This is a genomic window from Streptomyces sp. NPDC046915, assembly GCF_040644935.1.
Lineage (GTDB): Bacteria > Actinomycetota > Actinomycetes > Streptomycetales > Streptomycetaceae > Streptomyces.
Genome location: NZ_JBEYXB010000015.1, coordinates 135,962 through 161,450 on the forward strand (window position 1 = coordinate 135,962; position 25,489 = coordinate 161,450).

23 protein-coding genes and 1 pseudogene are annotated in these 25,489 nt (G+C 72.5%); 10 read left to right on the plus strand and 14 right to left on the minus strand.

What is annotated here, in order from left to right; translation table 11 throughout:
- Positions 1-75 precede the first annotated feature (75 nt).
- Complete coding sequence (locus ABZ915_RS33095; RefSeq protein ID WP_361810873.1) at positions 76-759, minus strand: SIMPL domain-containing protein; 684 nt, start codon at positions 757-759, stop codon at positions 76-78.
- Between the two features lie 149 nt (positions 760-908).
- Between ABZ915_RS33095 and ABZ915_RS33100 the strand changes: the two genes are divergently transcribed.
- Complete coding sequence (locus tag ABZ915_RS33100) at positions 909-2,723, plus strand: 5'-nucleotidase C-terminal domain-containing protein (RefSeq protein ID WP_361810875.1); 1,815 nt, start codon at positions 909-911, stop codon at positions 2,721-2,723.
- Between the two features lie 33 nt (positions 2,724-2,756).
- Here ABZ915_RS33100 and ABZ915_RS33105 read toward each other — a convergent pair whose 3' ends face one another.
- Together ABZ915_RS33105 and ABZ915_RS33110 are read right to left on the minus strand one after the other, a co-directional pair.
- Positions 2,757-4,169, minus strand: coding sequence for a SidA/IucD/PvdA family monooxygenase (locus ABZ915_RS33105; RefSeq protein ID WP_361810877.1), 1,413 nt, complete (start codon positions 4,167-4,169; stop codon positions 2,757-2,759).
- A complete protein-coding gene (locus ABZ915_RS33110; protein WP_361810879.1) occupies positions 4,166-5,524 on the minus strand; it encodes an aminotransferase class V-fold PLP-dependent enzyme in 1,359 nt (452 codons plus the stop codon). Before ABZ915_RS33110 ends, ABZ915_RS33105 begins: the two co-directional genes overlap by 4 nt.
- 167 nt (positions 5,525-5,691) lie before the next feature.
- Between ABZ915_RS33110 and ABZ915_RS33115 the strand changes: the two genes are divergently transcribed.
- Positions 5,692-6,240 (plus strand): GNAT family N-acetyltransferase, encoded by a 549-nt coding sequence (locus tag ABZ915_RS33115; RefSeq protein ID WP_361810881.1) that lies wholly within the window; start codon positions 5,692-5,694, stop codon positions 6,238-6,240.
- A 21-nt stretch (positions 6,241-6,261) separates the two neighbouring features.
- Here ABZ915_RS33115 and ABZ915_RS33120 read toward each other — a convergent pair whose 3' ends face one another.
- The 5 genes and pseudogenes from ABZ915_RS33120 to ABZ915_RS33140 form a co-directional block, all read right to left on the minus strand.
- Complete coding sequence (locus tag ABZ915_RS33120) at positions 6,262-7,095, minus strand: NAD(P)H-binding protein (RefSeq protein WP_361810883.1); 834 nt, start codon at positions 7,093-7,095, stop codon at positions 6,262-6,264.
- Positions 7,096-7,215: 120 nt separating this feature from the next.
- Entirely contained in the window at positions 7,216-9,717 is a 2,502-nt protein-coding gene (gene pepN / locus ABZ915_RS33125) for an aminopeptidase N (RefSeq protein WP_361810885.1), read from the minus strand.
- A 99-nt stretch (positions 9,718-9,816) separates the two neighbouring features.
- Positions 9,817-10,362, minus strand: coding sequence for a response regulator (locus tag ABZ915_RS33130; protein WP_361810887.1), 546 nt, complete (start codon positions 10,360-10,362; stop codon positions 9,817-9,819).
- A gap of 115 nt (positions 10,363-10,477) precedes the next feature.
- Positions 10,478-10,828, minus strand: coding sequence for a chorismate mutase (locus ABZ915_RS33135; RefSeq protein WP_361811067.1), 351 nt, complete (start codon positions 10,826-10,828; stop codon positions 10,478-10,480).
- 36 nt (positions 10,829-10,864) lie between these two features.
- Positions 10,865-11,722 (minus strand): annotated as a pseudogene (locus ABZ915_RS33140) (AraC family transcriptional regulator); the annotation flags it as partial.
- A gap of 167 nt (positions 11,723-11,889) precedes the next feature.
- Between ABZ915_RS33140 and ABZ915_RS33145 the strand changes: the two are divergent.
- Together ABZ915_RS33145 and ABZ915_RS33150 are read left to right on the plus strand one after the other, a co-directional pair.
- Positions 11,890-13,662 carry a beta-galactosidase family protein gene (locus tag ABZ915_RS33145; protein ID WP_361810889.1) on the plus strand — a complete coding sequence of 591 codons (1,773 nt, stop codon included), beginning with the start codon at positions 11,890-11,892 and terminating at the stop codon, positions 13,660-13,662.
- Positions 13,663-13,700: 38 nt separating this feature from the next.
- Entirely contained in the window at positions 13,701-14,582 is an 882-nt protein-coding gene (locus ABZ915_RS33150) for a hypothetical protein (protein ID WP_361810891.1), read from the plus strand.
- Between the two features lie 74 nt (positions 14,583-14,656).
- Here ABZ915_RS33150 and ABZ915_RS33155 read toward each other — a convergent pair whose 3' ends face one another.
- Complete coding sequence (locus ABZ915_RS33155) at positions 14,657-15,562, minus strand: SDR family oxidoreductase (protein ID WP_361810893.1); 906 nt, start codon at positions 15,560-15,562, stop codon at positions 14,657-14,659.
- A gap of 1 nt (position 15,563) precedes the next feature.
- A complete protein-coding gene (locus tag ABZ915_RS33160) occupies positions 15,564-16,310 on the minus strand; it encodes an SDR family oxidoreductase (protein WP_361810895.1) in 747 nt (248 codons plus the stop codon).
- 98 nt (positions 16,311-16,408) lie between these two features.
- Between ABZ915_RS33160 and ABZ915_RS33165 the strand changes: the two genes are divergently transcribed.
- Genes ABZ915_RS33165 through ABZ915_RS33180 form a run of 4 tightly spaced genes read left to right on the plus strand, consistent with a single transcriptional unit; the run spans position 16,409 to position 19,805 of the window.
- The gene (locus ABZ915_RS33165) at positions 16,409-17,167 is read left to right on the plus strand and encodes an enoyl-CoA hydratase family protein (protein ID WP_361810897.1); all 759 of its coding nucleotides are present in this window, start codon (positions 16,409-16,411) and stop codon (positions 17,165-17,167) included.
- Positions 17,168-18,016, plus strand: coding sequence for a CoA-transferase (locus ABZ915_RS33170; protein ID WP_361810899.1), 849 nt, complete (start codon positions 17,168-17,170; stop codon positions 18,014-18,016).
- Positions 18,013-18,756, plus strand: a complete 744-nt coding sequence (locus ABZ915_RS33175) for a CoA-transferase (RefSeq protein WP_361810901.1) — start codon at positions 18,013-18,015, stop codon at positions 18,754-18,756. The genes ABZ915_RS33170 and ABZ915_RS33175 overlap by 4 nt, the downstream gene beginning before the upstream one ends.
- Complete coding sequence (locus ABZ915_RS33180) at positions 18,756-19,805, plus strand: nitronate monooxygenase (RefSeq protein ID WP_361810903.1); 1,050 nt, start codon at positions 18,756-18,758, stop codon at positions 19,803-19,805. The genes ABZ915_RS33175 and ABZ915_RS33180 overlap by 1 nt, the downstream gene beginning before the upstream one ends.
- 12 nt (positions 19,806-19,817) lie before the next feature.
- On the opposite strand, the gene ABZ915_RS33185 is transcribed toward ABZ915_RS33180, so the two are convergent.
- From ABZ915_RS33185 to ABZ915_RS33195, 3 genes are read right to left on the minus strand one after another with little or no spacing between them, the layout of a single operon-like run.
- Positions 19,818-20,975 (minus strand): acetyl-CoA C-acetyltransferase, encoded by a 1,158-nt coding sequence (locus ABZ915_RS33185; protein ID WP_361810905.1) that lies wholly within the window; start codon positions 20,973-20,975, stop codon positions 19,818-19,820.
- Between the two features lie 23 nt (positions 20,976-20,998).
- Positions 20,999-21,634 (minus strand): TetR/AcrR family transcriptional regulator, encoded by a 636-nt coding sequence (locus ABZ915_RS33190; protein ID WP_361810907.1) that lies wholly within the window; start codon positions 21,632-21,634, stop codon positions 20,999-21,001.
- A 30-nt stretch (positions 21,635-21,664) separates the two neighbouring features.
- Entirely contained in the window at positions 21,665-22,450 is a 786-nt protein-coding gene (locus ABZ915_RS33195; protein ID WP_361810909.1) for an SDR family oxidoreductase, read from the minus strand.
- 52 nt (positions 22,451-22,502) lie between these two features.
- Between ABZ915_RS33195 and ABZ915_RS33200 the strand changes: the two genes are divergently transcribed.
- Positions 22,503-23,642, plus strand: coding sequence for an acyl-CoA dehydrogenase family protein (locus ABZ915_RS33200; RefSeq protein WP_361810911.1), 1,140 nt, complete (start codon positions 22,503-22,505; stop codon positions 23,640-23,642).
- Positions 23,642-24,598 (plus strand): acyl-CoA dehydrogenase family protein, encoded by a 957-nt coding sequence (locus ABZ915_RS33205; protein ID WP_361810913.1) that lies wholly within the window; start codon positions 23,642-23,644, stop codon positions 24,596-24,598. Before ABZ915_RS33200 ends, ABZ915_RS33205 begins: the two co-directional genes overlap by 1 nt.
- 46 nt (positions 24,599-24,644) lie before the next feature.
- Here ABZ915_RS33205 and ABZ915_RS33210 read toward each other — a convergent pair whose 3' ends face one another.
- Positions 24,645-25,367: a VWA domain-containing protein gene (locus ABZ915_RS33210; RefSeq protein WP_361810915.1), complete on the minus strand. Its 723-nt coding sequence runs from the start codon at positions 25,365-25,367 to the stop codon at positions 24,645-24,647.
- Positions 25,368-25,489 lie beyond the last annotated feature (122 nt).

The following is a 25,489-nucleotide window of genomic DNA, read 5'->3' on the forward strand; positions in this document are numbered from 1 at the left end:
CCGGCCGCTCCGATGAGCATTTTTGAAACACTGCCCGGAATTGGGACCGAACAGAAAGTGAGCGCCGCTCCTTTTTCAGAGCCGCGGTGGCGCCATGGTGAATTGCGCACTGACCTGAGCGCCGACGCGGAGGCGTTCGGGTTCCAGGTCGAGTGGTTCGGGGGGCTCGGCGGCGCCCGCGAGGGAGGCGCGGCGGACGCCGCGCGTGAAGGGGGTGCGGGCGGACTGGGGGCGGTCGGTGCCGGTGTCGGCGAGTTCGATGAGGGCGGCGACGGTGGTGCCGAGTGCGGCGGCGTATTCGTGGGCGCGCTGGACGGCTTCCCTCACCGCTTGCTGTCGGGCTTCGCGGTGTACGGGTGAGTCGGGGCGCAGGAGCCACCAGGGTCCGTCGACGCGGGTGAGGTCCATGTCGGCGAGGCGGGTGGTGAGTTCGCCGAGGACGGTGAAGTCGGTGAAGTCGGCGGTGAGGTGGACGCGGCCGTGGTAGGCGTGGACGCGTTCACCTCGGCCGCGTTCGCTGAGTTCCGGGGTGATGGAGAAGGCGCCGGTGGAGAGGCGTTCGACGGTGTCGCCGTAGGACTTGATCAGGTCGAGGGCGGTGGCGTTGCGGCGGGAGAGGTCGTCGAGGGCGGTGCGCCGGTCTCGGCCGCGTGCGCTGACGATGACGCTGATGCGAGCGATCTCGGGTTCGACTTCCAGTTCGGCTTCGCCGCGGACGACGAGGAGCGGGGCGTCCGGGGTGCCGTGGGGAGTGGTCATACGTCCCACTCTGTCAGGCCTTTCCTGGTTACGGGACGGCAGTTGAGCCGTTAGGTCACCAGATCGCAACCTGCTGTATCTGTTGCGGCAAGTCATGAGCGGGTCAGAATCTACGCGCGTCATTGACCATTTCCCGAGGAGAACGAGACATGCCGTTGAACCGTCGGAAGTTCCTGAAGAAGTCCGCCGTCACCGGGGCGGGAGTGGCGATCGCTGGCGCGGCGGCGGCTCCGTCCGCGGAGGCGGCCGAGACGGCCGCGGCGGCGAAGCCCGCGAAGCAGCCGAAGCGGTATTCGCTCACCGTGATGGGCACGACGGACCTGCACGGGCATGTCTTCAACTGGGACTACTTCAAGGACGCGGAGTACTCCGACAAGGCGGGCAACGCCATGGGCCTGGCCCGTATCTCGACCCTGGTGAACCAGGTGCGCGAGGAGCGGGGCCGCTGCAACACCCTGCTGCTGGACGCGGGCGACACGATCCAGGGCACCCCGCTGACGTACTACTACGCGAAGGTGGACCCGATCACCGCCAAGGGCGGTCCGGTGCATCCGATGGCGCAGGCGATGAACGCGATCGGCTATGACGCGGCGGCGCTGGGCAACCACGAGTTCAACTACGGCATCGAGACGCTGCGGAAGTTCGAGTCGCAGCTCCACTTCCCGCTGCTGGGCGCGAACGCGCTGGACGCGAAGACGCAGAAGCCCGCCTTCCCGCCGTACTTCATCAAGAAGTTCCATGTGCCCGGCGCCCCGCCGGTGAAGGTCGCCGTCCTCGGTCTCACCAACCCGGGCATCGCCATCTGGGACAAGGCGTATGTCCAGGGGAAGCTGACCTTCCCGGGGCTGGAGGAGCAGGCGGCGAAGTGGGTGCCGAAGCTGCGTTCGATGGGCGCGGACGTCGTGGTGGTGTCGGCGCACAGCGGCTCCTCGGGCACCTCGTCGTACGGTGACCAGGTGCCGTACGTGGAGAACGCGGCCGCCAACGTCGCCAGGCAGGTGCCGGGCATCGACGCGATCCTGGTCGGGCACGCGCATGTGGAGATCCCGGAGCTGAAGGTCACCAACGAGGCCACCGGCAGGACGGTCGTGCTGTCGGAGCCGCTGTGCTTCGCCGAGCGCCTCACGCTGTTCGACATCGAGCTGGTGTTCAGCAAGGGCAGGTGGGAGGTGGAGTCGGTCGCCGCTTCGCTGCGGAACTCGGGCTCCGTCGCCGACGACCCGAAGATCACCAAGCTGCTGACGGACGAGCACGCGAAGGTCGTCGAGTACGTCAACCAGGTCGTCGGCACCGCGACCGCGACCCTGACCACGGTCGAGGCCCGCTACACGGACGCCCCGATCATCGACCTGATCACGAAGGTCCAGGAGGACGTGGTCAAGGCGGCGCTGGCGGGCACCGAGTACGCCTCGCTGCCGGTGGTCGCGCAGGCCTCGCCGTTCTCCCGCACCTCCGAGATCCCGGCCGGCGACGTGACGATCCGGGATCTGTCCAGCCTGTACGTGTACGACAACACGCTGGTCGCGAAGCTGATGACGGGCGCGCAGCTGCGGGCGTACCTGGAGTACTCGGCGGAGTACTTCGTGCAGACGGCCGCCGACGCGGCGGTCGACGTGGAGAAGCTGACCAACGCGAACGGCCGCCCGGACTACAACTACGACTATGTCTCGGGCTTCCAGTACGAGATCGACATCGCCCAGGCGGCCGGTTCGCGGATCAAGAACCTCACCTACAAGGGGGCCGCTCTGGATGACGCCCAGCAGTTCGTGCTCGCGGTGAACAACTACCGTGCCAATGGTGGCGGCGCGTTCCCGTATGTCGCTTCGGCCAGGGAGCTGTGGTCGGAGTCGACGGAGATCCGTACCCGGATCGCGGAGTGGGTGACCGCGAAGGGTGTGCTGGACCCGAAGGACTTCGCGTCGGTGGACTGGAAGCTCACGCGGAACGGCACGGCCGTCTTCTAGCGGGCCCGGAATCCCCGCCGTCGGCGGGGATTCCTACCGGCCCTCGACGAGGGGGATGAGGGTGCTGGGGGGCCTGCGGGTGTCGGGGACCTGGGGTTGCCGGTCGAGGCCGAAGGTGGTGAAGGCGGTGCGGGCCGGCAGGGGGTAGGGATCCTTGCCGGTCAGGGTGTTGAGGATGGTTGCGCTGCGCCAGGCGGCGAGGCCGAGGTCGGGGGCGCCGACGCCGTGGGTGTGGAGTTCGGCGTTCTGCACGTACACCGTTCCGGTGACGGAGGGGTCGAGGACCATCCGGAAGTGTTCGTCCACTCGCGGGCGTTCGCCGCTGTCGCGGCGCAGGTAGGGGTCGAGGCCGGCGAGGAGCTGGCCGAGGGGGCGTTCGCGGTAGCCGGTGGCGAGGACGACGGCGTCGGTGGTGAGGCGGGAGCGGGTGCCCTGCTGGACGTGTTCGAGGTGGAGTTCGATCTTGCTGGTGGCGATGCGTCCGGCGGTGCGGACGTGGACGCCGGGGGTGAGGACGGTGTCGGGCCAGCCGCCGTGCAGGGTGCGCCCGTAGAGCTCGTCGTGGATGACGGCCATGGTGTCGGCGTCGATGCCCTTGTGGAGCTGCCATTGGGAGGCGACGAGCCGGTCCCGGGTGGGCTGGTCGAGGGCGTGGAAGTAGCGGGTGTAGTCGGGCGTGAAGTGCTCCAGGCCGAGTTTTGAGTACTCCATGGGCGCGAAGGACTCGGTGCGGCCGATCCAGTGCAGTCGCTCGCGGCCGGCGGGCCGGTGGCGGAGCAGGTCGAGGAAGACTTCGGCGCCGGACTGTCCGGAGCCGACGACGGTGACATGGCCGGCGGCGAGGACGGTGTCGCGGTGGTCGAGGTAGTCGGCCGCGTGGACGACGGGGACGCCGGGGGCTTCGACGAGGGGTTTCAAGGGGTCCGGTACGTGGGGTGCGGTGCCGACGCCGAGGACGATGTTCCTGGTGCGGGTGCGGCCGAGGGCCTCGGCCTCTCCGTCGGCGTCGAGTTGGGTGAAGTCGACTTCGAAGACCTCGCGTTCGGGGTTCCAGCGGACGGAGTCGACCTGGTGGGAGAAGCACAGTCCGGGGACGTTCTGGGAGACCCAGCGGCAGTAGGCGTCGTACTCGGCGCGCTGGATGTGGAAGCGCTCGGCGAAGTAGAAGGGGAAGAGCCGGTCGCGGGCTCTGAGGTAGTTGAGGAAGCTCCAGGGGCTGGCGGGGTCGGCGAGGGTGACCAGGTCGGCGAGGAAGGGGACCTGGATGCGTGCGCCGTCGATGAGCAGGCCGGGGTGCCAGTCGAAGCCGGGGCGCTGTTCGTAGAAGACGGCGTCGAGTTCGGCGAGTGGGTGGGCGAGGGCGGCGAGGGAGAGGTTGAACGGTCCGATGCCGATGCCGACCAGGTCGCGCGGTGCTTCGGGCTCGTGGCGTGGGGGGATGGTCATCTGGGGGTGGTTCCTTCCACGAGTTTCAGGAGGTGGGCCAGGTCGTCGGGCCCGGTGTGGGGGTTGAGGAGGGTGGCCTTGAGCCAGAGGCGGCCGTCCATGCGGGCCCTGCCGAGGACGGCGCGGCCGCCCTGGAGGAGTCTGCGGCGTACGTCGGCGACGGTGTCGTCGGTGGCGCCTGCGGGCCGGAACAGGACGGTGCTGATGACGGGCCGGTCGTGGAGTTCGAAGCCGGGGTGGTCCTGGACGAGGGCGGCGAAGTGCCGGGCGCGGGCGCAGACCTGGTCGACGAGGGCGCCGAGGCCGGTGCGGCCGAGGGTCTTGAGGGTGACGGCGATCTTGAGGACGTCCGCGCGGCGGGTGGTGCGCAGGGAGCGACCGAGCAGGTCGGGGTGGCCGGCTTCGGTGTCGTCGTCGGCGTTGAGGTAGTCGGCGCGCTGGTTCAGGACGGCGAGGTCGCGGGGGCGGGCGACGGCGAGGAGGCCGGCGGCGATCGGCTGCCAGCCGAGTTTGTGCAGGTCCAGGGCGACGGTGTGGGCGGCTTCGAGTCCGGCGAGTTTTTCCCGCTGGCGGTCGCTGAAGACGAGGCCTCCGCCGTAGGAGGCGTCGATGTGCAGGCGGGCGCCGTGGGCGGCGCACAGGCCGGCGATCTCGGGCAGCGGGTCGATGAGGCCGGCGTCGGTGGTGCCGGCGGTGGCGGCGACGAGCAGCGGGCGGGGCAGGCGGGTGAGGGCTTCGTCGAGGGCGGCGGGGTCGAGGGTGCCGGCGGGTGCGGGGACGACGACCGGGTCGGGCAGGCCGAGCAGCCAGGCGGCGCGGGGCAGGGAGTGGTGGGCGTTGGCTCCGCACACCAGTCGGACGCTGCCGCCGTGTGCCTCGCGGGCGAGCAGCAGGGCGAGTTGGTTGGCTTCGGTGCCGCCGGTGGTGACGAGGGCGTCGGCGAGGCCGATCTCATGGGCGAGGGCGCGGGTGACGAGGGCTTCGAGGGCGGAGGCGGCGGGGGCCTGGTCCCAGGAGTCGAGGGAGGGATTGAGGGCACTCGCGGCGAGGTCGGCGGCGGTGGCGACGGCGAGGGGCGGGCAGTGCAGATGGGCGGTGCACAGCGGGTCGGCGGGGTCGGCGGAGCCTTCGGCGAGGGCGTGTACGAGGGTGCGCAGGGCGTCGGGCTCGCCGTCGTGGGGCAGGACGTCGCCCACGGCCTCGGTGATCCTGGCGGTGACGGCCTGCGGGCCGCCTTCGGGCAGCGGGCCGCCGCGTGACCGGCCGCCTTCGCGCAGGGCGTCGAGGACGGTGTCGAGCAGCGGCCGCAGGGCCGCGGGGCCGTCGGGTCCTGAGGCGAGGGGCGACAGGCTCATGGGCTCTCCTCCGGGGCGCGGGCGAGGGGACATCCGCAGCGGTGGTTCCGGCTTGCACGCGGATGGGGCTGCGCATCCGGAAAGTTCAACGAGCGGACCCGGAAGTGGGTACTCCCGTGCGGGGAAAACGTGTTGGGGCGTACCGGAGGGTGGGAGGCGTCGGTCGGATGGTTGACGTGTGGATGGTGGACGTGCCCGGTGAGCGGGTGGTGGTGCGGGAACCGGTCCCGGCGGACGAGGCGCCGCTGCTGGCGCTGTTCGAGGCGTGCGAGGACTGGTTCGTGGCCGCGACGGGGTTGCCGTCGGCGCCCGGTGATGTGCAGAGCCTGTTCTACTCGCTGCCGGAGGGCGCCCGGCCGGAGGACAAGGTGCTCCTGGTCGTGGAGCGGGACGGGGTGGTGACGGGCCTGGTGGACGCGGTACGGGACCACCCGGAGCCGGGTGCGCTGTCGGTGGGCATGTTCCTGCTGGCGCCGTGGGCCCGGGGCCGGGGCCTGGGCCGGGCGGTGGCCGGGTCGCTGCTCGCGCGCGCGGAGGGTGTCACCAGGGTGAGGACGACGGTCCCGCCCGGCTGGCGGCCCGGCGAGCGTTTCCTGGAGCGGCTCGGCTTCGTGCTGGAGGAGGAGCCGGGGATGGGCGCGCAGGTGGGCAACCGGCGGGCGGGGCCGCGTGAGCGGGGTGTGCGGCGGGCGGAGCTGCGCGTCGGCCGGGGCTGACGCGCCCGGCCGACGGCTCGTTCAGCTTCGGAAGTCGTCCGCGTGGTCCTGGGCCCATTGGGCGAAGGCGCGGGCGGGGACGCCGGTGATCTTCTCGACGGTGGTGGTGATCTCCGGGGTGGCGCCCACGGTGGCCGCGAAGGTCTTCAGGAGGCCGTGCAGGAATTCCGGGGGGACGTTCGGGAAGAGCTCGGGGCCGATCTCCTCGGGCGGTGCCTCCACGAACCGCAGGTCGCGGCCGATCGCCCGGCCGATCGCGTCGATCTGCTGGGCGTTGGTGACGGCTTCGGGGCCGGTGAGGCGGTGGGCGGCGCCTTCGTGTCCGGGGTCGAGGAGGGCGCGTTCGGCGACGGCGGCGATGTCGTCCTCGTGGATGGGGGCGACGGCCATGTCGGCGTAGACGCCGCGGACGGTGTCCGAGGCGCGGATCTGGGGCGCCCATTGCAGGGCGTTGGTGGCGAAGGCGCCCGGCCGCAGGAAGGTCCACTGAAGGCCGCTGTCGCGGATCTGGCGTTCCGCGGTGGCGTGCATGACGTGGATGGGATGGGTCTCGTCGGCGCCTTCCTGGATGATGGCGGAGGAGAGCAGCACGACGTGCCGGACGCCGGCCTCGCGGGCCGCGGCGAGGAGGGCAGCGGTCCGGTCGCCGCCCGCCTGCACGTAGAGGAACAGTTTCGTCGCGCCTTCGAACAGGGCGGCGCCCTCGTCGAGGCTCAGCCGCACCACCTCCGCGCCCTGCGGCAGTGCGGCCCGCTGCGGGTCACGGGTCAGCGCCCGTACGGGCCGGCCAGCGGCGACGAGCCGTTCCACCAGGGCACGGCCGACGTTGCCGGTGGCGCCGGTCACTGCGATCACGGTTTCTCCTCGAATGCTCGGGCCGATCGTCCCAGGACTCTGGCGAGCCTAGGCAGGACGACCGGCCCGCCGCATCGTCGGCAGGGACCATACGTGCCCTACGTCGCCGGTCCTAGGGCCCTAGGGCCGGTCCTGTGCCTGGCGCACGCGCAGTGCCCGGGCCAGGTCGTCGAGTTCGTCGGCGAGCTTGCGGCGCAGGGCGGTGATCGGGTCGGCGTCGCGCAGGCAGGCCTCGCCGAGGCGGAGGTTCTCGGCGTCGACGGCGTGGGCGGGGAAGGCCAGGCGGCCGGTGGCGATGGCGATGGCGGGGCCGCGGCGGGCGGCCAGGGCGGGCGCGTCCTCGTAGTAGCGGGGCACGTACTCGCGTACCAGGTCGGCCTGTTCGGGCTGCCAGAAGCCCTGGGCGATGGCCGCGAAGAGGTAGTTGGAGAGGGTGTCGTCGGTGAACATCGCCTCCCAGGCGCGGCGCTTGGCCTCGGCGTCGGGCAGGGAGGCCCGGCAGCGGGCGGCGCCCTCCTGGCCGCTGGCGCTGGGGTCGCGCTCCAGCTCGGCGGCGATGGTGGTCTCGTCGGTGGCGCCGAGGACCGCGAGCCGGGCCAGGATCCGCCAGCGCAGCTCGGGGTCGAGTTCCGGCCCGCCGGGCACGGTGCCGTCGGCGAGCCAGGCGGCGATGGAGTCGGGGTGGGCGGCGACGTCGATGTAGTGGCGTACGGCGACCAGGCGCAGGCCGGGGTTGTCGCCGTCCTCGGTGCGGCGGATGAGGTCGCGGCACAGCGCGGTGAGGGTGGCCAGGGCGGCGGGCCGCTCCTCAGGGCCGAGGTAGCGGTCGGCGACCTGGGTGACGGCGAAGGCGAGCACGCCCTGGACGACGGCGAGGTCGGTCTCGCGCGGGAGGTGGGTGCGGGCGGTGTCCAGGTAGTCGGCGGGCGGGAGTTCCCCGTCGCGGACGGCGTCCCTGAGGGCGTTCCACACCACCGCGCGGGTCAGCGGATCGGGCAGGCCGGACAGGCTGGTGCGCACCGCTTTGAAGGACTCGGGGTCGAAGCGGACCTTGGCGTAGGTCAGGTCGCCGTCGTTGACGACGAGCAGCGCGGGGCGTTTGCCGATGGGCTTCGGGTCGGTCTGCGGGACGTCGACGTCGATGCGTTCGCGCAGGGCGAGGTGGCCCTCGTCGGCGAGGTCCTGGTCGTACAGGCCGACGGAGACGCGGTGCGGGCGGCTGCCGGTGCGTTCGACGGTCAGGGCGCAGGTGGCGCCGTCGGTGGTGAGCCGCGGGGTGAGGGTGTCCACGCCGGTGGTGCGCAGCCAGGCGTCGGCCCAGGCGTGGACGTCGCGTTCGGTGTTGGCGGCGAGGGAGTCGATGAAGTCGGCGAGGGTGGCGTTGGCGAACTTGTGGCGGGCGAAGTGGGTGTTGATGCCGGCCAGGAAGTCCTTCTCGCCGAGCCAGGCGACCAGCTGGCGCAGGGCGGAGGCGCCCTTGGCGTAGGAGATGCCGTCGAAGTTGAGCAGGGCGGCGGCGGTGTCGTCGACGGCTTCGGGGGCGACGGGGTGGGTGGAGGGGCGCTGGTCGGCGTCGTAGCCCCAGGGCTTGCGGACGACACCGAACTCGACCCAGGGTTCGGTGAAGCGGGTTGCCTCGAGGGTGGTCTGGTAGCCCATGAACTCGGCGAAGGACTCGTTGAGCCAGATGTCGTCCCACCACTTGAGGGTGACGAGGTCGCCGAACCACATGTGGGCCATCTCGTGGGCGATGACCATGGCGCGGGTCTGCCGTTCGGTGTCGGTGACGGCGGAGCGGTAGACGAACTTGTCGGCGAAGGTGACCAGGCCGGGGTTCTCCATGGCGCCCGCGTTGAACTCGGGTACGAACGCCTGGTCGTAGGAGTCGAAGGGGTAGGGCTCGTCGAACTTCTCGTGGTAGCGGTCGAAGCACGCGCGCGTGACGTCGAGGATCTCGTCGGCGTCGGCGTCGAGGTGGGGGGCGAGCGAGCGGCGGCAGTGGATGCCGAAGGGCAGGCCGCGGTGCTCGGTGCGTACGGAGTGGAAGGGGCCGGCGGCGACGGCGACGAGGTAGGTGGGCAGCGGCGGGGTGGGGGCGGCCTGCCAGCGGCCTTCGCCGAGGTGTTCGGTGATGCCGTTGGCGAGGACGGTCCAGCCCTCGGGGGCCTTGACGGTCAGCTCGAAGACGGCCTTCAGGTCGGGCTGGTCGAAGGCGGCGAAGACGCGCTGCACGTCCTCCATGAAGAGCTGGGTGTAGGTGTAGGTCTCGCCGTCGGTGGGGTCGGTGAAGCGGTGCATGCCCTCGCCGGTGCGGGAGTAGCGCATCGCCGCGTCGACGCGCAGTTCGTGCTCGCCGGGGGTGAGGTCCTTCAGGGGCAGCCGGTCCCGGTCCAGGGTTTCCGGGTCGAGGGGCTGTCCGTCGAGGGTGACGGAGCGCAGCTCGGCGGGCTTGATCTCGACGAAGGTGTCCACGGTGGCGCTGTCCGACCGCACGGTGAACCGGATGACGGCGCGCGAGTCGAAGGTCTCGTCCCCGGTGGTCAGGTCGAGGTCGACGGTGTAGCGGTGGACGTCGAGGAGCTGGGCACGGGTCTGCGCTTCGTCGCGCGTCAGTACGGACATGAACGACATGCTGCCTGATGTCTCCGACACGGCACAGGGGCGGATCGGTACGCGCCATATGTCCGGTCCGCGCCGGGGGGATGCGGGGCGTGCGCCGGGTCAGGGCCGGTCGCGGCCCGCGCCGGTGCGATAGGCGTCGCGCTGGGGCGGGACGTGGGCGCCGGGGTGGGGCAGGGAGGGGTGCGCGGTGTGGTCCTGGGGCCGGGCGGGGTCCTTGACCAGGGCGCGCAGTTCGCGGATCTCCTGTTCCAGGGCGAGCCGGTGCTGGTGGGCGTCGTAGAGGTAGCGGACCTTGGTGCGCAGGGCCCAGGGGTCGACGGGCTTGAGGACGAGGTCCGCGACGCCGAGGGCGAAGGCGGTGGCGGTCAGCTCCTGGTCGGGGCCGAAGCCGGTGAGCAGGATGACCGGTATGTTCTGGGTCTGCTCCAGGCGGCGCAGATAGCGCACGACGTCCAGGCCGCTGACGCCGGGCATGCGCACGTCGAGCAGCAGGAGGCCGACCTGGCCGCGCAGCACCTGTTTGAGCGCCTCGTCACCGCTGGTGGCCCGGCCGAGCCGGTAGCCCAGCGGGGCGAGGGCGCTCTCCAGCGCGTACAGAGTGTCCTTGTGGTCGTCGACGATGAGGATCTTGGCATCCGACGGCATGGCCCGACGTCCCTCCCACGTGGACGACCAGCTTACGTCCGGGCACTGACACCGGGTGCTCGCCGGTTGACGATGCGTGCGCGGGGACGGCCCGGCCGGGTGCGCCCGCCGGCGGTCAGCCGACGTCGGATGCCTGGTGGTTGACGGTGTCCTCGGCGATGCGTTCGTGGTGCCTGATCACCTCGGCGATGATGAAGTTCAGGAATTTCTCCGCGAACGCCGGGTCGAGCTTGGCGTTCTCGGCGAGGCTGCGCAGCCGGGCGATCTGCCGGGCCTCGCGGGCCGGGTCGGCCGGTGGCAGCTGGTGGACGGCCTTGAGCCGGCCCACCTGCTGGGTGGCCTTGAAACGTTCGGCGAGCATGTGCACGACGGCCGCGTCGATGTTGTCGATGCTGTCGCGCAGCCGCTCGAGTTCCTCGCGGACGGACGGGTCGACGGCACCGGTACCGGTGTTGCTGGTGGTCATGGGCGTCAACCCTAAGGGGCGCGCGCTGTCGTTCGCCGGTGGACCGTCGGGGGGCCGGTCGTTCCAGCCACCGGGGGCGGCGCGGCCCTGCTGGGCGCGGAAGCGGACGGGGGCGAGGCCGACGCGGCGGGCGAACAGGCGGGAGAAGTAGGCCGGGTCGTCGTAGCCGACGCGGCGGGCCACGGCGGCCACGGGGAGGTCGGTGGCCGCCAGGAGTTCCTTGGCGCGGCCCAGGCGGATGCCGAGCAGGTAGTCCTTGGGGCTGCATCCGGCGCCGCGGCGGACGGCGGCGCGCAGTTCGGCGGGGGTCATGCCGTGCCGGTCGGCGTGCTCGGCGACGGTCATCGGGGTGCAGGCGTCCCGGGCGAGGGCCTGGAGGACGTCGTCGCCGTCGGGGGCGAGGCCGGCGCGGGCGCGGCGCAGGACGACGAGGAGTTCGTGCACGGCGGCGGCGGTCTCGACCTCCAGCAGGGGGTTGTCGCGGCGGGAGGCGCGGGCGATGCGGCCGATGACGGCGCGCGGGCCGGCGGCGTCCGCGAGGGGCACCACGGGCCGCTCGGGTTCGATGTAGCCGAGTTCGGTGTAGGTGGTGGTGGCGGGCCCGGTGAAGTCGACGAATCCCTCGTCCCAGCCGGTCGCCGGGTCGGGCCCGTAGTGGTGCGGCACGCCGGGCGTGAGCCACAGCAGCGCCGGCGCGGTGACGGTGGTGCGGCGTCCGTCGGGGGCGCGGTACCAGCCGCCGCCGGCGCTGATCACGACGGCGACGTGGTGGTCGAGGGTGCGCGGTCCGACGGCGGGCAGGGCGCCGTACTGGAGGCCGACGCCGAGGCAGACGAGGCCGAGGCGGTGGTGGACCGGGCTGGGGCTGAAGTACCGCATCCAGGTGTGGTACATGGCCGCGCGCTCCTCCCCCGCGTAGCTCCCGGCGTCGTTTCCGGTGTCCTGTGTCGTTCCCGGCGTCTTCGCCGTCGTTTCCGTCGTCGTTTCCGTCGTCGTTTCCGTCCAAGTAGAGCCGATCTTTGTCCATGGCGTGGATCGCCGCCAGGGGCGAGGGTGGGCGCATGAGCGAGTTCACTGTGGGGGACACGGATTTCCTGCTGGACGGGCGGCCGGTGCGGCTGCTGTCCGGGGCGCTGCACTACTTCCGGGTGCACGAGGAGCACTGGCGGCACCGGCTGGCGCTGCTGCGGGCGATGGGCCTCAACTGCGTGGAGACGTACGTCCCGTGGAACCTGCACGAGCCGAACCCCGGTACCTTCCGGGACGTGCAGGCGCTGGGCCGCTTCCTGGACGCGGTGCGGGAGGCCGGCCTGTGGGCGATCGTCCGGCCGGGGCCGTACATCTGCGGCGAGTGGGAGAACGGCGGGCTGCCGCACTGGCTGACGGGCGAGCTGGGCACGCGCGCGCGTACCCGTGACGAGCGCTGCCTGGCCCATGTGGACCACTGGTTCCACCATCTGCTGCACGAGATCGTGCCGCGGCAGCTGGACCGCGGCGGACCGGTGATCATGGTGCAGGTCGAGAACGAGTACGGCAGCTACGGCTCCGACGAGGTCTACCTGCGGCACCTGACCGACCTGCTGCGCGCCGAGGGCGTGACGGTGCCGCTGTGCACCTCGGACGGGCCCGAGGACCACATGCTCTCCGGCGGCTCGGTGCCGGGCGTCCTGGCGACGGTGAACTTCGGCTCCCACGCGCGCGAGGCCTTCGCGACGCTGCGCCGGCACCGTCCCTCGGGGCCGCTGATGTGCATGGAGTTCTGGTGCGGCTGGTTCGACCGCTGGGGCGGCGAGCACGTGGTACGGGACGCCGGGGACGCGGCGCGGAGCCTGCGGGAGATCCTCGAGTGCGGTGCCTCGGTCAACCTGTACATGGCGCACGGCGGCACCAGCTTCGCCGGCTGGGCGGGCGCCAACCGCGGCGGCGGCGACATGCACGAGGGGCCGCTGGAGCCGGACGTGACGTCGTACGACTACGACGCGCCGATCGACGAGTACGGGCGCCCCACGGCGAAGTTCTGGGCCTTCCGCGAGGTCCTCGCCGCCCACCACCCGGACCCGCTGCCCGAACTTCCCGGGCCGCCCGCGCCGTTGGGTGCTCCGGCAGAGGTGGGGCTGTCCGGTTGGGCGTCCTTGGGGGAGGTGCTGGACACGCTCGGCGGGCCGGAGAGCGTCGGTGGTGTCCCGCCCACGTTCGAGGAGCTCGACGTCGACCGGGGGCTGGTCCGCTACGAGGTGACCGTGCCCGGCCCGCGGCAGCCGTACCCGCTCACGCTGCGCGGCCTGCGAGACCTGGCGGTGGTGTACGTCGACGGGGAGCGGGCCGGGGTGCTCACCGAGGATGAGCCCGTGCTGGAGAAGCCCGTCGCCGGGCCCGCGCGCGTGGAGGTGTGGGTGGAGTCGCTCGGCCGGGTCAACTACGGGCCCCGCAGCGGCGAGCCCAAGGGCGTGACCGGGGGCATCCTGCACGAGCGGCAGTATCTGCACGGCGTACGCGCGCGTGGGCTGCGGCTGGACACCCTCGACGACGGGGCCGGCCGGGTGCCCCTCGGCGCGCTGCCCGGCGACGGCACCCCGGGGCTGTACCGGGGCACCGTCACGGTCCGCGGTGCCGGCGACGCGCGGCTGGAACTGCCGGGCTGGACCCGCGGGTTCGTCTGGATCAACGGCTTCGGTCTGGGCCGCTACTGGTCCGTGGGCCCCCAGCGCTCGCTGTACGTCCCCGGCCCGGTGCTGCGGGAGGGGGAGAACGAGGTGTGGGTGCTGGAGCTGGAGGGGACCGAGCCGGGTGCGTGCGCCGTGCGTCTGGGCGCCCCGCCGCAGCCTGCCGCATAGAGTGGAGAGGAGGCCCGAACGTCTTTGGGGGTACGGACGTGGCGAACGGCGGACCGGTCGAGCACGGCTACCCACATCTGGAGACGGTGCGGGCCTCCATCACCGCGCTGTACAAGCGCCTCTCCTACGACACGATCCAGACCTTCGCCACCAGCCTGGCCCCCGCCGACGTGGCCTTCTGCGACACCGACGACCTCTACCTGGGCGCGCAGCGGGTGGCCCGCGAGATGGTGCGGCACTTCCGGTTGCCGGACGCCCGCCTGGTGGTGAGCTTCCGCGAGATGACGCACGCGGCGAACGTCGAACTCGCGGCGGGCCCCGAGTACTTCGTGGAGCTGAACGACCGCTTCCGCAATCACCGGCGGGACATCGGCGCGGCCCTCGCCCACGAGGTGATGCACGTCTATCTGCACCGTCTGGACCTGTCCTTCCCCGGCACCCGGGAGAACGAGATCCTCACCGACACGGCGACGACGTACCTGGGCGCCGGGTGGCTGCTGCTGGACGCCTACCGGGAGGACGCCGTGTCCTCCCAGAAGCTGGGCTACCTCACCCCGGAGGAGTTCGGCTACGTGCTGGCCAAGCGCGCCCTGGTCTTCCACGAGGACCCCTCGGTGTGGTTCACCAGCCCGCAGGCCTACACGGCGTACGCCAAGGGCATGGCCGAGGCCCGCCGGGACGAGCAGCAGCCGCCGCTGACCGGAGCGGGCTGGGCGGGGCGCCGCCGCTACGCCCGCGACCGCCGCCATGCCCCGGGGCCCCAGCCGGGCATCGGCTACACCTTCTCCCCCGACGTCGGCGGTCGTCTGCGTGTCTCCTTCCCCTGCCCGACCTGCCACCAGCGGATCCGGGTGCCGGTGCGGGGGCGGGTGCGGGCGAGGTGTTCGCTGTGCCGGACGGTGCTGGAGTGCGACACGTAGGGTCACGCGGCGCCCGGTCATCCTCGGTGCCCGGCCGTCGCCCGGTTCTCCGCCCGGCTCTCCGGCCGACTCCCCTACACCCCGTAGACCGCCCCCGGAACCTCCGCCTCCGCCAGCAGTTTCAGCGCCGTCTCCCCCGCCTCGGCCGGAGTCCACCGCGCCCCTCTGTCGGCGGTGGGGCCCGGCCGCCAGCCCTCCATGACGGTGATCCGGCCGCCCTCCGCCTCGAAGACCCGGCCGGTCACGCCGACGCTCGCGGCGGAGCCCAGCCAGACCACCAGCGGGGAGACGTTGCCGGGGGCCATCGCGTCGAAGCCTGAGCCGGGCGCGGCCATGGTCTCGGCGAAGGTGTGTTCCGTCATACGGGTGCGGGCGGCCGGGGCGATCGCGTTCACCTGGACCCCGTACCGGCGCAGCTCGGCCGCCGCGACCAGGGTCAGCCCGACGATCCCGGCCTTGGCGGCGCTGTAGTTGCCCTGCCCGACCGAGCCCAGCAGTCCGGCGCCGCTACCGGTGTTGACGATCCGGGCGACCGGTGTGCGCCCCGCCTTGGCCTCGGCCCGCCAGTGCGCGGCGGCGTGCTTCAGGGGCAGGAAGTGACCTTTGAGGTGGACGCGGAGGACGGCGTCCCAGTCGTCCTCGTCGAGGTTGACCAGCATGCGGTCACGCAGGAAACCGGCGTTGTTGACGAGGGTGTCGAGACAGCCGTACGTATCGACCGCGGTCCTGATCAGCGAGGCGGCCCCGGCGGCCGTCGCGATGTCGCCGGCGTGCGCCACCGCCTCGCCGCCGGCCGCCCGGATCTCGTCCACGACGGCCCCGGCGGGACTGTCCGGACCCGGCAGGCCGTCGAGGCCGACGCCGAGGTCGTTGACGACGACCCGGGCGCCCTCGGCGGCGAAGGCGAGCGCGTGGGCCCGGCCGAGTCCGCGCCCGGCGCCGGTGACGACGACGACCCGGCCCATGCAGATTCCGCTCATCTCAGTCCTCCTTGTTGGCGGTTGCCGCGTCCAGGAAGGCCGGCCGTTCTCCGCCCCCGTGCACGAGGAGGCTCGCCCCGCTGATGTAGGCGGCCGCGTCGGAGGCGAGGAAGACGGCGGCGGCGCCGACGTCGGACGGGGCGGCGAGGCGGCCGAGCGGGACGGTGCGGGAGACGGCGTCGATGCCGTCCTGGCCGCCGTAGTGGAGATGGGCCAGCTCGGTGCGGACCATGCCGACGACCAGCATGTTGACCCGGACCTCCGGCGCCCATTCCACCGCCATGGACCCGGCCAGGTTCTCCAGTCCCGCCTTGGCCGCGCCGTACGCGGCGGAGCCCGGCGAAGGACGGCTGCCGCTGACGCTGCCGATCATCACCACCGAGCCCCGGCTCCTCCTGAGGTGTTCGTACGCGGCGAGGGAAGCGGTCAGCGGCGTGACGAGGTTCAGTTCGATCACCCGGGCGTGCCGCTCGGCGTCCGCGTCGGCGAGCCGCCGGTAGGGGGTGCCGCCGGCGTTGTTGACGAGCACGTCGAGGCGGGGCAGGGCGTCGAAGAAGGCGCGCACGGCGGGTGGGTCGCGGAGGTCGAGGGGGGTGAATCCGACGCCGTCGAGGGGTTGTTCGGGTGGTCGGCGGGCACAGGTCAGCACCTGGGCACCGGCCTCGGCGAAGGCCCGGACGATCCCGGCCCCGACGCCCCGTGTGCCGCCCGTGACGACGACGGTTCGACCGCGCAGTGAGTTATCCACAGGGCCTCCCGCTTGTCGGAGCCGACTGCTAACTTCGAGACCTCACCTAACAAATGTTTGGTGGAAAGGCGTTGAGTGCGAAGGTAGCTGATGCGTCCATGGGTGTCTCCACCTCGTCCCCGGAAAAGGGGCCGGAAAAAGATGGAATCGCCGTCGTCACGGTCGACTTCCCGCCGGTGAACGCGCTGCCGGTGCGCGGCTGGTTCGCACTGGCGGAAGCGGTGCGCGCGGCGGGCCGCGATCCCGAGACCCGGTGCGTGGTGCTGACCGCGCAGGGCCGGGGCTTCAACGCGGGCGTGGACATCAAGGAGATACAGGCGGGCGGGAACGACGCCCTGCTCGGCGCCAACCAGGGCTGCGCGGAGGCCTTCGCGGCGGTGTACGAGTGCGAGACCCCGGTGGTGGCGGCGGTGCACGGCTTCTGCCTGGGCGGCGGGATAGGCCTGGTGGGCAACGCGGACGCGATCGTGGCGAGCGAGGACGCCGTCTTCGGGCTGCCCGAGCTGGACCGGGGTGCGCTGGGCGCGGCCACCCATCTGGCCCGCCTGGTCCCACCGCATCTGATGCGGACGCTGTACTACACCTCGCGCACGGCGAGCGCGGCCGAGCTGCACGCCCACGGCTCGGTGTGGCGGGTCGTACCCCGCGACGAACTGCACTCGGCCGCGCTGGAGCTGGCGCGGGAGATCGCCGCCAAGGACGGGCGGTTGCTGCGCCTGGCGAAGGCCGCCATCAACGGGATCGATCCGGTCGACGTGCGCCGCAGCTACCGCTTCGAGCAGGGCTTCACCTTCGAGGCGGCCATGAGCGGGGTGGCCGACCGGGTCCGCGACACGTTCGGGAAGGAGGGTGCGTAGGTGAGGGACAAGACGATGACCGCCGACGAGGCCGTCTCACGGCTGGCGAGCGGCATGACCCTCGGCATCGGCGGCTGGGGGTCCAGGCGCAAGCCGATGGCCCTGGTCAGAGCCCTGCTGCGGTCCGGGATCGGTGACCTCACCGTCGTCTCGTACGGCGGCCCGGACGTCGGGATGCTGGCCGCCGCGGGCCGGATCCGCAAGCTGGTGGCCGCCTTCGTCACGCTCGACTCCGTCCCGCTCGAACCGCACTACCGGGCGGCGCGCGAGCGGGGGGCCTTCGAGCTGATGGAGGTGGACGAGGGGATGTTCATGTGGGGGCTCACCGCGGCGGCGAACCGGCTGCCCTTCCTGCCGGTGCGGGCCGGGATCGGTTCGGACGTGATGCGGGTGAACCCCGGCCTGCGGACGGTCGCGTCGCCGTACGAGGACGGGGAGACGTTCGTGGCGATGCCCGCGCTGCGGCTGGACGCCGCCCTGGTCCATGTCAACCGCGCGGACCGGCTGGGCAACGGGCAGTATCTGGGTCCGGATCCGTACTTCGACGACCTGTTCTGCGAGGCGGCGGACGCGGCCTACGTCTCGTGCGAGCGGATCGTGGACACGGCCGAGCTGACGAAGGCGGCGGCACCGCAGTCGCTGCTGGTCAAGCGGCATGTGGTGACCGGTGTCGTCGAGGCGCCGAACGGCGCCCACTTCACCTCGTGCGCCCCCGACTACGAGCGGGACGAGGACTTCCAGAAGGAGTACACGACCGCGCCCTGGCCGGAGTTCGCCGAGCGGTTCCTCGGCGGGGACGAGCAGGCGTACCGGTCGGCGGTGCGGGCGTGGCAGGAGGGGCGGCGATGACGGGGCCCACTCGCGCCGAGTACTGCGTGATCGCCTGCGCCGACGCCTGGCGCGGCGCCGGCGAGATCCTGGCGAGCCCCATGGGCCTGATCCCGTCGCTGGGCGCGCGGCTGGCCCGGCTCACCTTCGCGCCGGACCTGCTGCTGACCGACGGCGAGGCGCTGCTGGTCCGGCCGGACGGGACGGCCGAGGGCTGGCTGCCCTACCGGCAGCATCTGACGCTGGTGGCCGGCGGGCGGCGGCACGTGATGATGGGGGCCAGCCAGATCGACCGCTTCGGCAACCAGAACATCTCGTGCATCGGGGACTGGGCGAGACCCCGGCGGCAGCTGCTCGGCGTGCGTGGCGCGCCGCTCAACACACTGAACAACCCGACGAGTTACTGGATCCCGAGGCACTCCCGGCGGGTCTTCGTGGAGCGGGTCGACATGGTGTGCGGGGTGGGGTACGACCGGGCCGCCCGGTATCCGGGCACGGCCGGGTACCACCGCATCCCGCGGGTCGTCTCCGACCTGGGCGTGTTCGACTTCGCGACGCCCGACCACTCGATGCGGCTCGCCTCACTGCACCCGGGAGTGACCGTGGCGCGGGTGGCGGAGGCGACGGGCTTCACGCTCGCGATACCGGAGGAGGTGCCGGCGACCCGGGAGCCGACGGCCGAGGAGCTGCGGCTGATCCGCGAGGTGCTCGACCCGGGCGGCGCCCGCGCCCGCGAGGTCCCCGAGGGGGTGAGGGGCTGATGCGGACCGCGCTCACCCGGCTGGCCGGGGTCCGGCATCCGGTCGTGCAGACGGGGATGGGCTGGGTGGCGGGCCCGCGTCTGGTCTCGGCGGCGGCGAACGCGGGCGCGCTGGGCGTCCTGGCCTCCGCGACGATGACCCTCGACCAGTTGCGCGCGGCGATACGCGAGGTCGCCGCACGCACGGACGCGCCGTTCGGGGTGAACCTCCGGGCGGACGCGGGCGACGCCGGGGACCGGGTCCGTCTGATCATCGACGAGGGGGTCAGGGTGGCGTCCTTCGCTCTGGCGCCCTCCCGGGAGCTGATCGCGGAGCTGAAGGAGGCGGGCGTGGTCGTGATCCCGTCCGTCGGGGCGCGGCGGCACGCGGAGAAGGTGGCGGCCTGGGGCGCGGACGCGGTGATCGTGCAGGGCGGCGAGGGCGGCGGGCACACCGGCGAGGTGGCGACCACCGTGCTGCTGCCGCAGGTGGTGGACGCGGTGCGGATACCCGTCGTGGCGGCGGGCGGCTTCTTCGACGGGCGGGGACTGGTCGCGGCGCTGGCCTACGGGGCGGCGGGGATCGCGATGGGCACGCGGTTCCTGCTCACCTCGGACTCGACGGTGCCGGACGCGGTCAAGGCCAGATACCTCGCGGCCACCGTCCGGGACGTCACCGTGACCACGGCCGTGGACGGTCTGCCGCACCGCATGCTGCGCACCGACCTGGTGGACGCCCTGGAGCGGTCGGGCCGCACGCGCGCGCTGCTGCACGCCGTCCGGCGGGCGGCGGGGTTCCGGCGGCTGTCGGGGCTGACCTGGCGGCGGATGGTGCGGGACGGTCTCGCTCTGAAGCACGGCAAGGAGCTGTCCTGGAGTCAGGTGCTGCTCGCCGCGAACACGCCGATGCTGCTCAGGTCCGCGATGGTGGACGGGCGTACGGACCTCGGGGTGATGGCGTCCGGGCAGGTCGCCGGGGTGATCGACGACCTGCCGTCGTGCGCGGAGCTGGTGGAGCGGATCATGAAGGAGGCGGAGGAGGTACGAGGAAAGCTCACAGCCTTTCGATGATCGGCTCCCTCCTCACAGGCGTTCGATGATCGTCACGTTGGCCTGGCCGCCGCCCTCGCACATGGTTTGGAGTCCGAACCGGCCGCCGGTGCGCTCCAGTTCGTGGAGCAGGGTCGTCATCAGCCTGGCTCCGGTCGCGCCGAGCGGATGGCCGAGGGCGATGGCCCCGCCGTTGACGTTGACCTTGTCCGGGTCCGCGCCGGTCTCCTTCAGCCAGGCCAGGACGACGGGGGCGAAGGCCTCGTTGATCTCGACGAGGTCGATGTCGTCGAGGGTCAGGCCGGTCTTCTTCAGGGCGTGCGCGGTGGCCGGGATGGGCGCGGTGAGCATGCGGATGGGGTCCTCGCCGCGTACGGAGAGGTGGTGCACGCGGGCGCGCGGGCGCAGCCCGTGTTCCCGTACGGCCCGCTCCGAGGCCAGCAGCAGGGCCGCGGCGCCGTCGGAGACCTGGGAGGAGCAGGCGGCGGTGACGGTGCCGCCGTCGATGACCGGCTTGAGCGCGGCCATCTTCTCCAGGGAGGTGTCCCGGCGCGGGCCCTCGTCCACGGTGACGTCGCCGTAGGGCACGGTCTCCCGGTCGAAGCGGCTCTCGTCGATGGCCCGTACCGCCCGGCCGTGCGAGCGCAGGGCGAACTCCTCCTGGTCCTGGCGGCTGATCCCCCACTTCGCGGCGATCATCTCGGCGCCGGCGAACTGGTTCACCGGCCGGCTGCCGTAGCGGGCGCGCCAGCCCTCGCTGCCCGCGAAGGGGCCCTCGGTGAAGCCGAGGGGCTCGGCGGCCAGCCGGGTGGCGAAGGCGATCGGGATCTGCGACATGTTCTGCACGCCGCCCGCGACCACCAGGTCCTGGGTGCCGGAGAGCACGGCCTGCGCGGCGAAGTGCAGGGCCTGCTGCGAGGAGCCGCACTGCCGGTCGACGGTCACGCCCGGCACCTCCTCGGGCAGTCCGGCCGCCAGCCAGCAGGTCCGGGCGATGTCCCCCGCCTGCGGGCCCACCGCGTCCAGGCAGCCGAAGACGACGTCCTCGACGGCGGCCGGGTCCACCCCCGAGCGGGCGACGAGCTCCTTCAGCACATGTGCGCCCAGGTCGGCCGGGTGGACCGCGCTCAGTCCTCCCCGGCGCCGCCCGACAGGCGTGCGGACCGCTTCGACGATGTAGGCCTCGGCCATGACAACTCCCTCGCGGATAAGGGCTATTCGCGTACGGCGATCCCGTCCAGCACCATCGACAGGTACTGCCGGGCGATCTCCTCCGGGCTGTGCTGTCCGCCGGGCCGGTACCAGGACGCGGCGACCCACACGGTGTCGCGGACGAACCGGTAGGTGAGCCGGACGTCGAGGTCGGCCCGGAAGACGTGCGCGGCGACCCCGCGTTCCAGGGTGGACAGCCACGCCTTCTCGAACTTGCGCTGCGATTCGGCGAGGAACGTGAACCGTTCCTGCGCGACCAGTTGCTTGCTCTCCTTCTGGTAGATCGCGACGGCGGCGCGGTGCCGGTCGATCTCCCGGAAGGACTCGGTGACGAGCGCCTCGAGCGTCTCGCGCGGGCCGAGTCGGGCGGCCAGGACGGTGTCGTAGCCGCCCCAGAGTTCGTCGAGGAAGGTCCGCAGGATCTCCTCCAGCATCGATTCCTTGGAGTCGAAGTGGTAGTAGAGGCTGCCCGCGAGCATGCCCGCGTGGTCGGCGATCTTGCGGACGGTGGTGGCGTTGTAGCCCTGCTCGGCGAAGACCTCGGCGGCGGTGCCGAGGAGTTCGCGGCGGCGATCGTGAGCGGCGGCGGCCGCGGGCTTGCTCGCGGCGGTCACCTGGGGCTTCTTCTTGGTCGGCACGGGTCCATTGTGGTCCTGGGCCGACAGGACCTAGGCATGCTGGCTGCTCACGGCGACGACCTCCCCGGTCATGTACGAGGAGTAGCCGGACGCCAGGAACACGATCACGTTGGCCACCTCCCAGGGCTCCGCGTACCGCCCGAAGGCCTCGCGCGCGGTCAGTTCCTCCAGCAGTTCGGGCGTCGTCACCTTCACCAGGTGCGGATGCATGGCGAGGCTCGGCGCGACCGCGTTGACCCGCACCCCGTACTCGGCCGCCTCGATCGCCGCGCACCGGGTCAGCGCCATCACCCCGGCCTTCGCGGCGGCGTAGTGCGCCTGCCCGGCCTGGGCGCGCCAGCCGACCACGGAGGCGTTGTTGACGATCACGCCGCTCCCGGTCTCCCGCATGGCGCGCAGGGCCGCCCGGGTGCACCGGAAGGTGCCGTTCAGCGTCACGTCCAGCACGCGGGACCACTGCTCGTCGGTCATGTCGACGAGGTGCGAGGTCCCGCCGAGCCCGGCGTTGTTGACGACGACGTCCAGCTGCCCGTGTTCCCGCACGGCGGTGTCGAACAGGGCCCGCACCTGTGCCTCGTCGGTGACGTCGCAGGGTACGGCCGTCACCGCTCCCGGGAACTCCCGGCTCAGCCCGGCCTCGTACTCCTTCAGCCGGCGGGTGTGCGCGTCGCTGATCAGGACGCGTGCGCCCTCCTCCAGGAAGCGGCGTGCGGTCGCCCCACCGATCCCGGCTCCGGCCGCCGCGGTGACGACGGCGGTGCGCCCCTCCAGCAGCCCGTGCCCGGGCACATGGGCCGGGCTCTCGACGCCTGTCATAGGGCCACGCTAACCTACCAAACACTTGTTAGGGAAGGACGGTGACCCGATCGTGGACCTCACCCTCGCTCCGGCCGACGAGCGGTTCCGCGCCGAGGCCCGTGCCTGGCTCGGGGCGCATGTGCCCGCCGGCCCGCTGCCGTCCCTGGAGACGGCGGAGGGCTTCGCGGCCCACCGCGCGTGGGAGGCCGAACTGGCCGCGGACCGCTGGTCGGTCGTCAACTGGCCGGCGGAGTACGGCGGGCGGGATTGCGGCCTGGTCCGGTGGCTGGTCTTCGAGGAGGAGTACTGGGCGTCCGGCGCGCCGGGCCGGGTCGGCCAGAACGGGATCAGCCTGCTCGCACCGACCCTCTTCGACCACGGCACGGCGGAGCAGCGGGCGCGCGTGCTGCCGCCCATGGCGACCGGCGAGGTGGTCTGGGCGCAGGCGTGGTCGGAGCCGGAGGCGGGCTCGGATCTGGCCTCGCTCACCTCCAGGGCGGTACGAACCGACGGGGGCTGGCTGCTCAGCGGGCAGAAGACCTGGTCGTCGCGGGCCGCGTTCGCCGACCGGGCCTTCGGCCTGTTCCGCAGCGACCCCGACACGCCGAAACCCCACCAGGGCCTGACCTACCTCATGTTCGACCTGCGCGCGCCCGGCGTCACGGTCCGCCCGATCGGCCGCCTGGACGGCAAGCCGGCCTTCGCCGAGGTGTTCCTGGACGAGGTGTTCGTGCCGGACGCGGACGTCATCGGCGAGCCCGGCCAGGGCTGGCGGATCGCGATGTCGGCGGCGGGCAACGAACGCGGCCTCACCCTGCGCTCCCCGGGCCGCTTCCTCGCCGCCGCCGACCGGCTGCACGCCCTGTGGCGGGAACAGGGCGGTCCGCACTCCGCACGCGCCCGCGTGGCCGACGCCCTCATAGGAGCCCGCGCCTATCAGCTGTTCACCTACGCGGCCGCCTCCCGCTTCCTCGACGGCGACACCCTCGGCCCGGAGTCCAGCCTGAACAAGGTCTTCTGGTCCGAGTACGACCTGGCGCTGCACGAGACCGCCCTGGACCTCCTCGGCGCCGAGGGCGAGGCGGCGGACTCCGCCTGGTCGGAGGGGTATGTGTTCGCGCTCGCCGGCCCCATCTACGCGGGCACGAACGAGATCCAGCGGGACATCGTCGCCGAGCGCCTGCTCGGCCTGCCGAAGGGACGCCGCTGATGCGCTTCCTCCTCGACACCGAGCAGCGCGCCCTCGCCGACTCGCTGCACGCGATGCTGACGGCGGCCGACACCCCGTCGGCGATCCGGGACTGGGGCCGCGGCGACCACACGGGCGGACGCGCGCTGTGGGCCCGTGTCGCGGAGGCGGGGGTGTTCGGGCTGGCGGTCGCGGAGGCGTACGACGGGACGGGCCCCCTGCCCGTGGAACTGGCGGTCGCCTTCGTGGAGTTGGGCAGGCACGCGGTGCCCGGCCCGCTGGCGGAGACAGTGGCGGCCGCCGTGCTGCTCGCCGAGCCGGGCCTGGCCAAGCGGTTCCTGCCCCCGCTCGTCGCGGGCGAGACGATGGCCACGGTCGCCGTCACGGAGTACGCCCTGGACGGTGACGCGGCGACCCTCCACCTCGCCCTCTCCCCCGAGGGCCTGCACCTGTCCCCCGGCCCCGGCCCGGTCCGCGCCTGCCTGGACCCCGCGCGCCGCCTCACCGCCCTCGCCCCGGGCGGCGAACTCCTCACCCCGGACCCGCCGTTGGCGCGGGCCGTCACCTGGGCCCGGCTGGCCACCGCCGCGCAGGCACTCGGCGTCGGCCTCGCGCTCCTGGACAGAACCGTCCGCTACGTCAGGCAACGCACCCAGTTCGGCGCCCCCATAGGCTCCTTCCAGGCGGTGAAGCACCGGCTGGCCGACGCGAAGATCGCCCTGGAGTTCGCCCGCCCCCTGCTCTTCGGCGCCGCCCTGACGATGGACCCGGCGGACGTGGCCGCCGCCAAACTGAGCGCGTGCGAGGCCGCGTACACCACGGCCCGTGCTGCGCTCCAGCTGCACGGCGCCATCGGCTACACGGCGGAGTACGACCTGTCCCTCTGGCTGACCCGCGCCCGGGCCCTGCGCACCGCCTGGGGCGGCCCGGACGAGTGCCGGGACCTGGTGCTCGGCGGGGAGGACGGCCGGGGGTGACAGCCGGGAGTGACGGCCGGAAGTGACGGTCGCGGGTGAGCCTCCGTCAGCCCGGTACGATTCCCGCGGCCCGCGCGGCCACCAGCCACTTGGGGAACTCGCCCACCATGCGGTCGTACAGCTCCGTGTCGGGCACGGTCCGCGGGTCCGCGCCCGCGTGGAAGAAGCCGGCGTTGTCGACGGCCCGTTTCTGCGGCACCGCCAGCTCGTCGAGTTTGCGCAGGAACTGGAACTGCTTGCTGCCCGGATCGCCGAAGCCTATGAACTGCCAGAACATGGGCAGCTTCGCCGCCTTGCACAGGTACCGCTCGGCGGCGAGCTTGTTGATCGGGCCGCCGTCGGTCTGGAAGACGACGAGGGCGGGGTGGCGGGAGCCGCTGTCGAGGTAGTGGTCGATGACGGCGTCCATCGCCAGGTGGTAGCTGGTCTTCCCCATGTGCCCGAGTCCGGCGGCGATCCGCTCGACCCGGCCCTGGTGGTCGGCCAGGGAGATGTCGGAGACGGCGTCGATGTCGGTCGAGAAGAACACCACCGGCACCCGGCCGTCGTCGTCGAGGTGGGCGGACAGGCCCAGCACGCGGTCGGCGAGGGCCTGCACGCTGCCGTCGGCGTAGTACGGCTTCATCGAACCGGAGTAGTCGACCACGAGGTAGACGGCGGCCCGCTGCCCGTCCAGCCCGTGCCGGGCGAGGGACGCCCCGGCGCTCTTGTACAGGCTGACCAGCGCGGGCGCGGTCTGCTCCACCTTGCTGAGACTGATCGCAACCATGGCCCCACCTTCCCATCCCGGCCGCATCGTTCGCTATTTTGATCGCCGCCGTCCCCACCGGCTCATCCGTCCCCAACCTTCCCGAGGAGCCGGCCGTGGCGCCCGAGTCCGCCGAGTCCACC

Bases quoted from the DNA above. Each gene is read 5' to 3' on its own strand.
- ABZ915_RS33095 (WP_361810873.1), bottom strand. From the start codon at position 759: ATGACCACTCCCCACGGCACCCCGGACGCCCCGCTCCTCGTCGTCCGC.
- ABZ915_RS33100 (WP_361810875.1), top strand. From the start codon at position 909: ATGCCGTTGAACCGTCGGAAGTTCCTGAAGAAGTCCGCCGTCACCGGG.
- ABZ915_RS33105 (WP_361810877.1), bottom strand. From the start codon at position 4,169: ATGACCATCCCCCCACGCCACGAGCCCGAAGCACCGCGCGACCTGGTC.
- ABZ915_RS33110 (WP_361810879.1), bottom strand. From the start codon at position 5,524: ATGAGCCTGTCGCCCCTCGCCTCAGGACCCGACGGCCCCGCGGCCCTG.
- ABZ915_RS33115 (WP_361810881.1), top strand. From the start codon at position 5,692: ATGGTTGACGTGTGGATGGTGGACGTGCCCGGTGAGCGGGTGGTGGTG.
- pepN (WP_361810885.1), bottom strand. From the start codon at position 9,717: ATGTCCGTACTGACGCGCGACGAAGCGCAGACCCGTGCCCAGCTCCTC.
- ABZ915_RS33130 (WP_361810887.1), bottom strand. From the start codon at position 10,362: ATGCCGTCGGATGCCAAGATCCTCATCGTCGACGACCACAAGGACACT.
- ABZ915_RS33135 (WP_361811067.1), bottom strand. From the start codon at position 10,828: ATGACCACCAGCAACACCGGTACCGGTGCCGTCGACCCGTCCGTCCGC.
- ABZ915_RS33145 (WP_361810889.1), top strand. From the start codon at position 11,890: ATGAGCGAGTTCACTGTGGGGGACACGGATTTCCTGCTGGACGGGCGG.
- ABZ915_RS33155 (WP_361810893.1), bottom strand. From the start codon at position 15,562: ATGAGCGGAATCTGCATGGGCCGGGTCGTCGTCGTCACCGGCGCCGGG.
- ABZ915_RS33165 (WP_361810897.1), top strand. From the start codon at position 16,409: ATGGGTGTCTCCACCTCGTCCCCGGAAAAGGGGCCGGAAAAAGATGGA.
- ABZ915_RS33175 (WP_361810901.1), top strand. From the start codon at position 18,013: ATGACGGGGCCCACTCGCGCCGAGTACTGCGTGATCGCCTGCGCCGAC.
- ABZ915_RS33180 (WP_361810903.1), top strand. From the start codon at position 18,756: ATGCGGACCGCGCTCACCCGGCTGGCCGGGGTCCGGCATCCGGTCGTG.
- ABZ915_RS33185 (WP_361810905.1), bottom strand. From the start codon at position 20,975: ATGGCCGAGGCCTACATCGTCGAAGCGGTCCGCACGCCTGTCGGGCGG.
- ABZ915_RS33195 (WP_361810909.1), bottom strand. From the start codon at position 22,450: ATGACAGGCGTCGAGAGCCCGGCCCATGTGCCCGGGCACGGGCTGCTG.
- ABZ915_RS33205 (WP_361810913.1), top strand. From the start codon at position 23,642: ATGCGCTTCCTCCTCGACACCGAGCAGCGCGCCCTCGCCGACTCGCTG.
- ABZ915_RS33210 (WP_361810915.1), bottom strand. From the start codon at position 25,367: ATGGTTGCGATCAGTCTCAGCAAGGTGGAGCAGACCGCGCCCGCGCTG.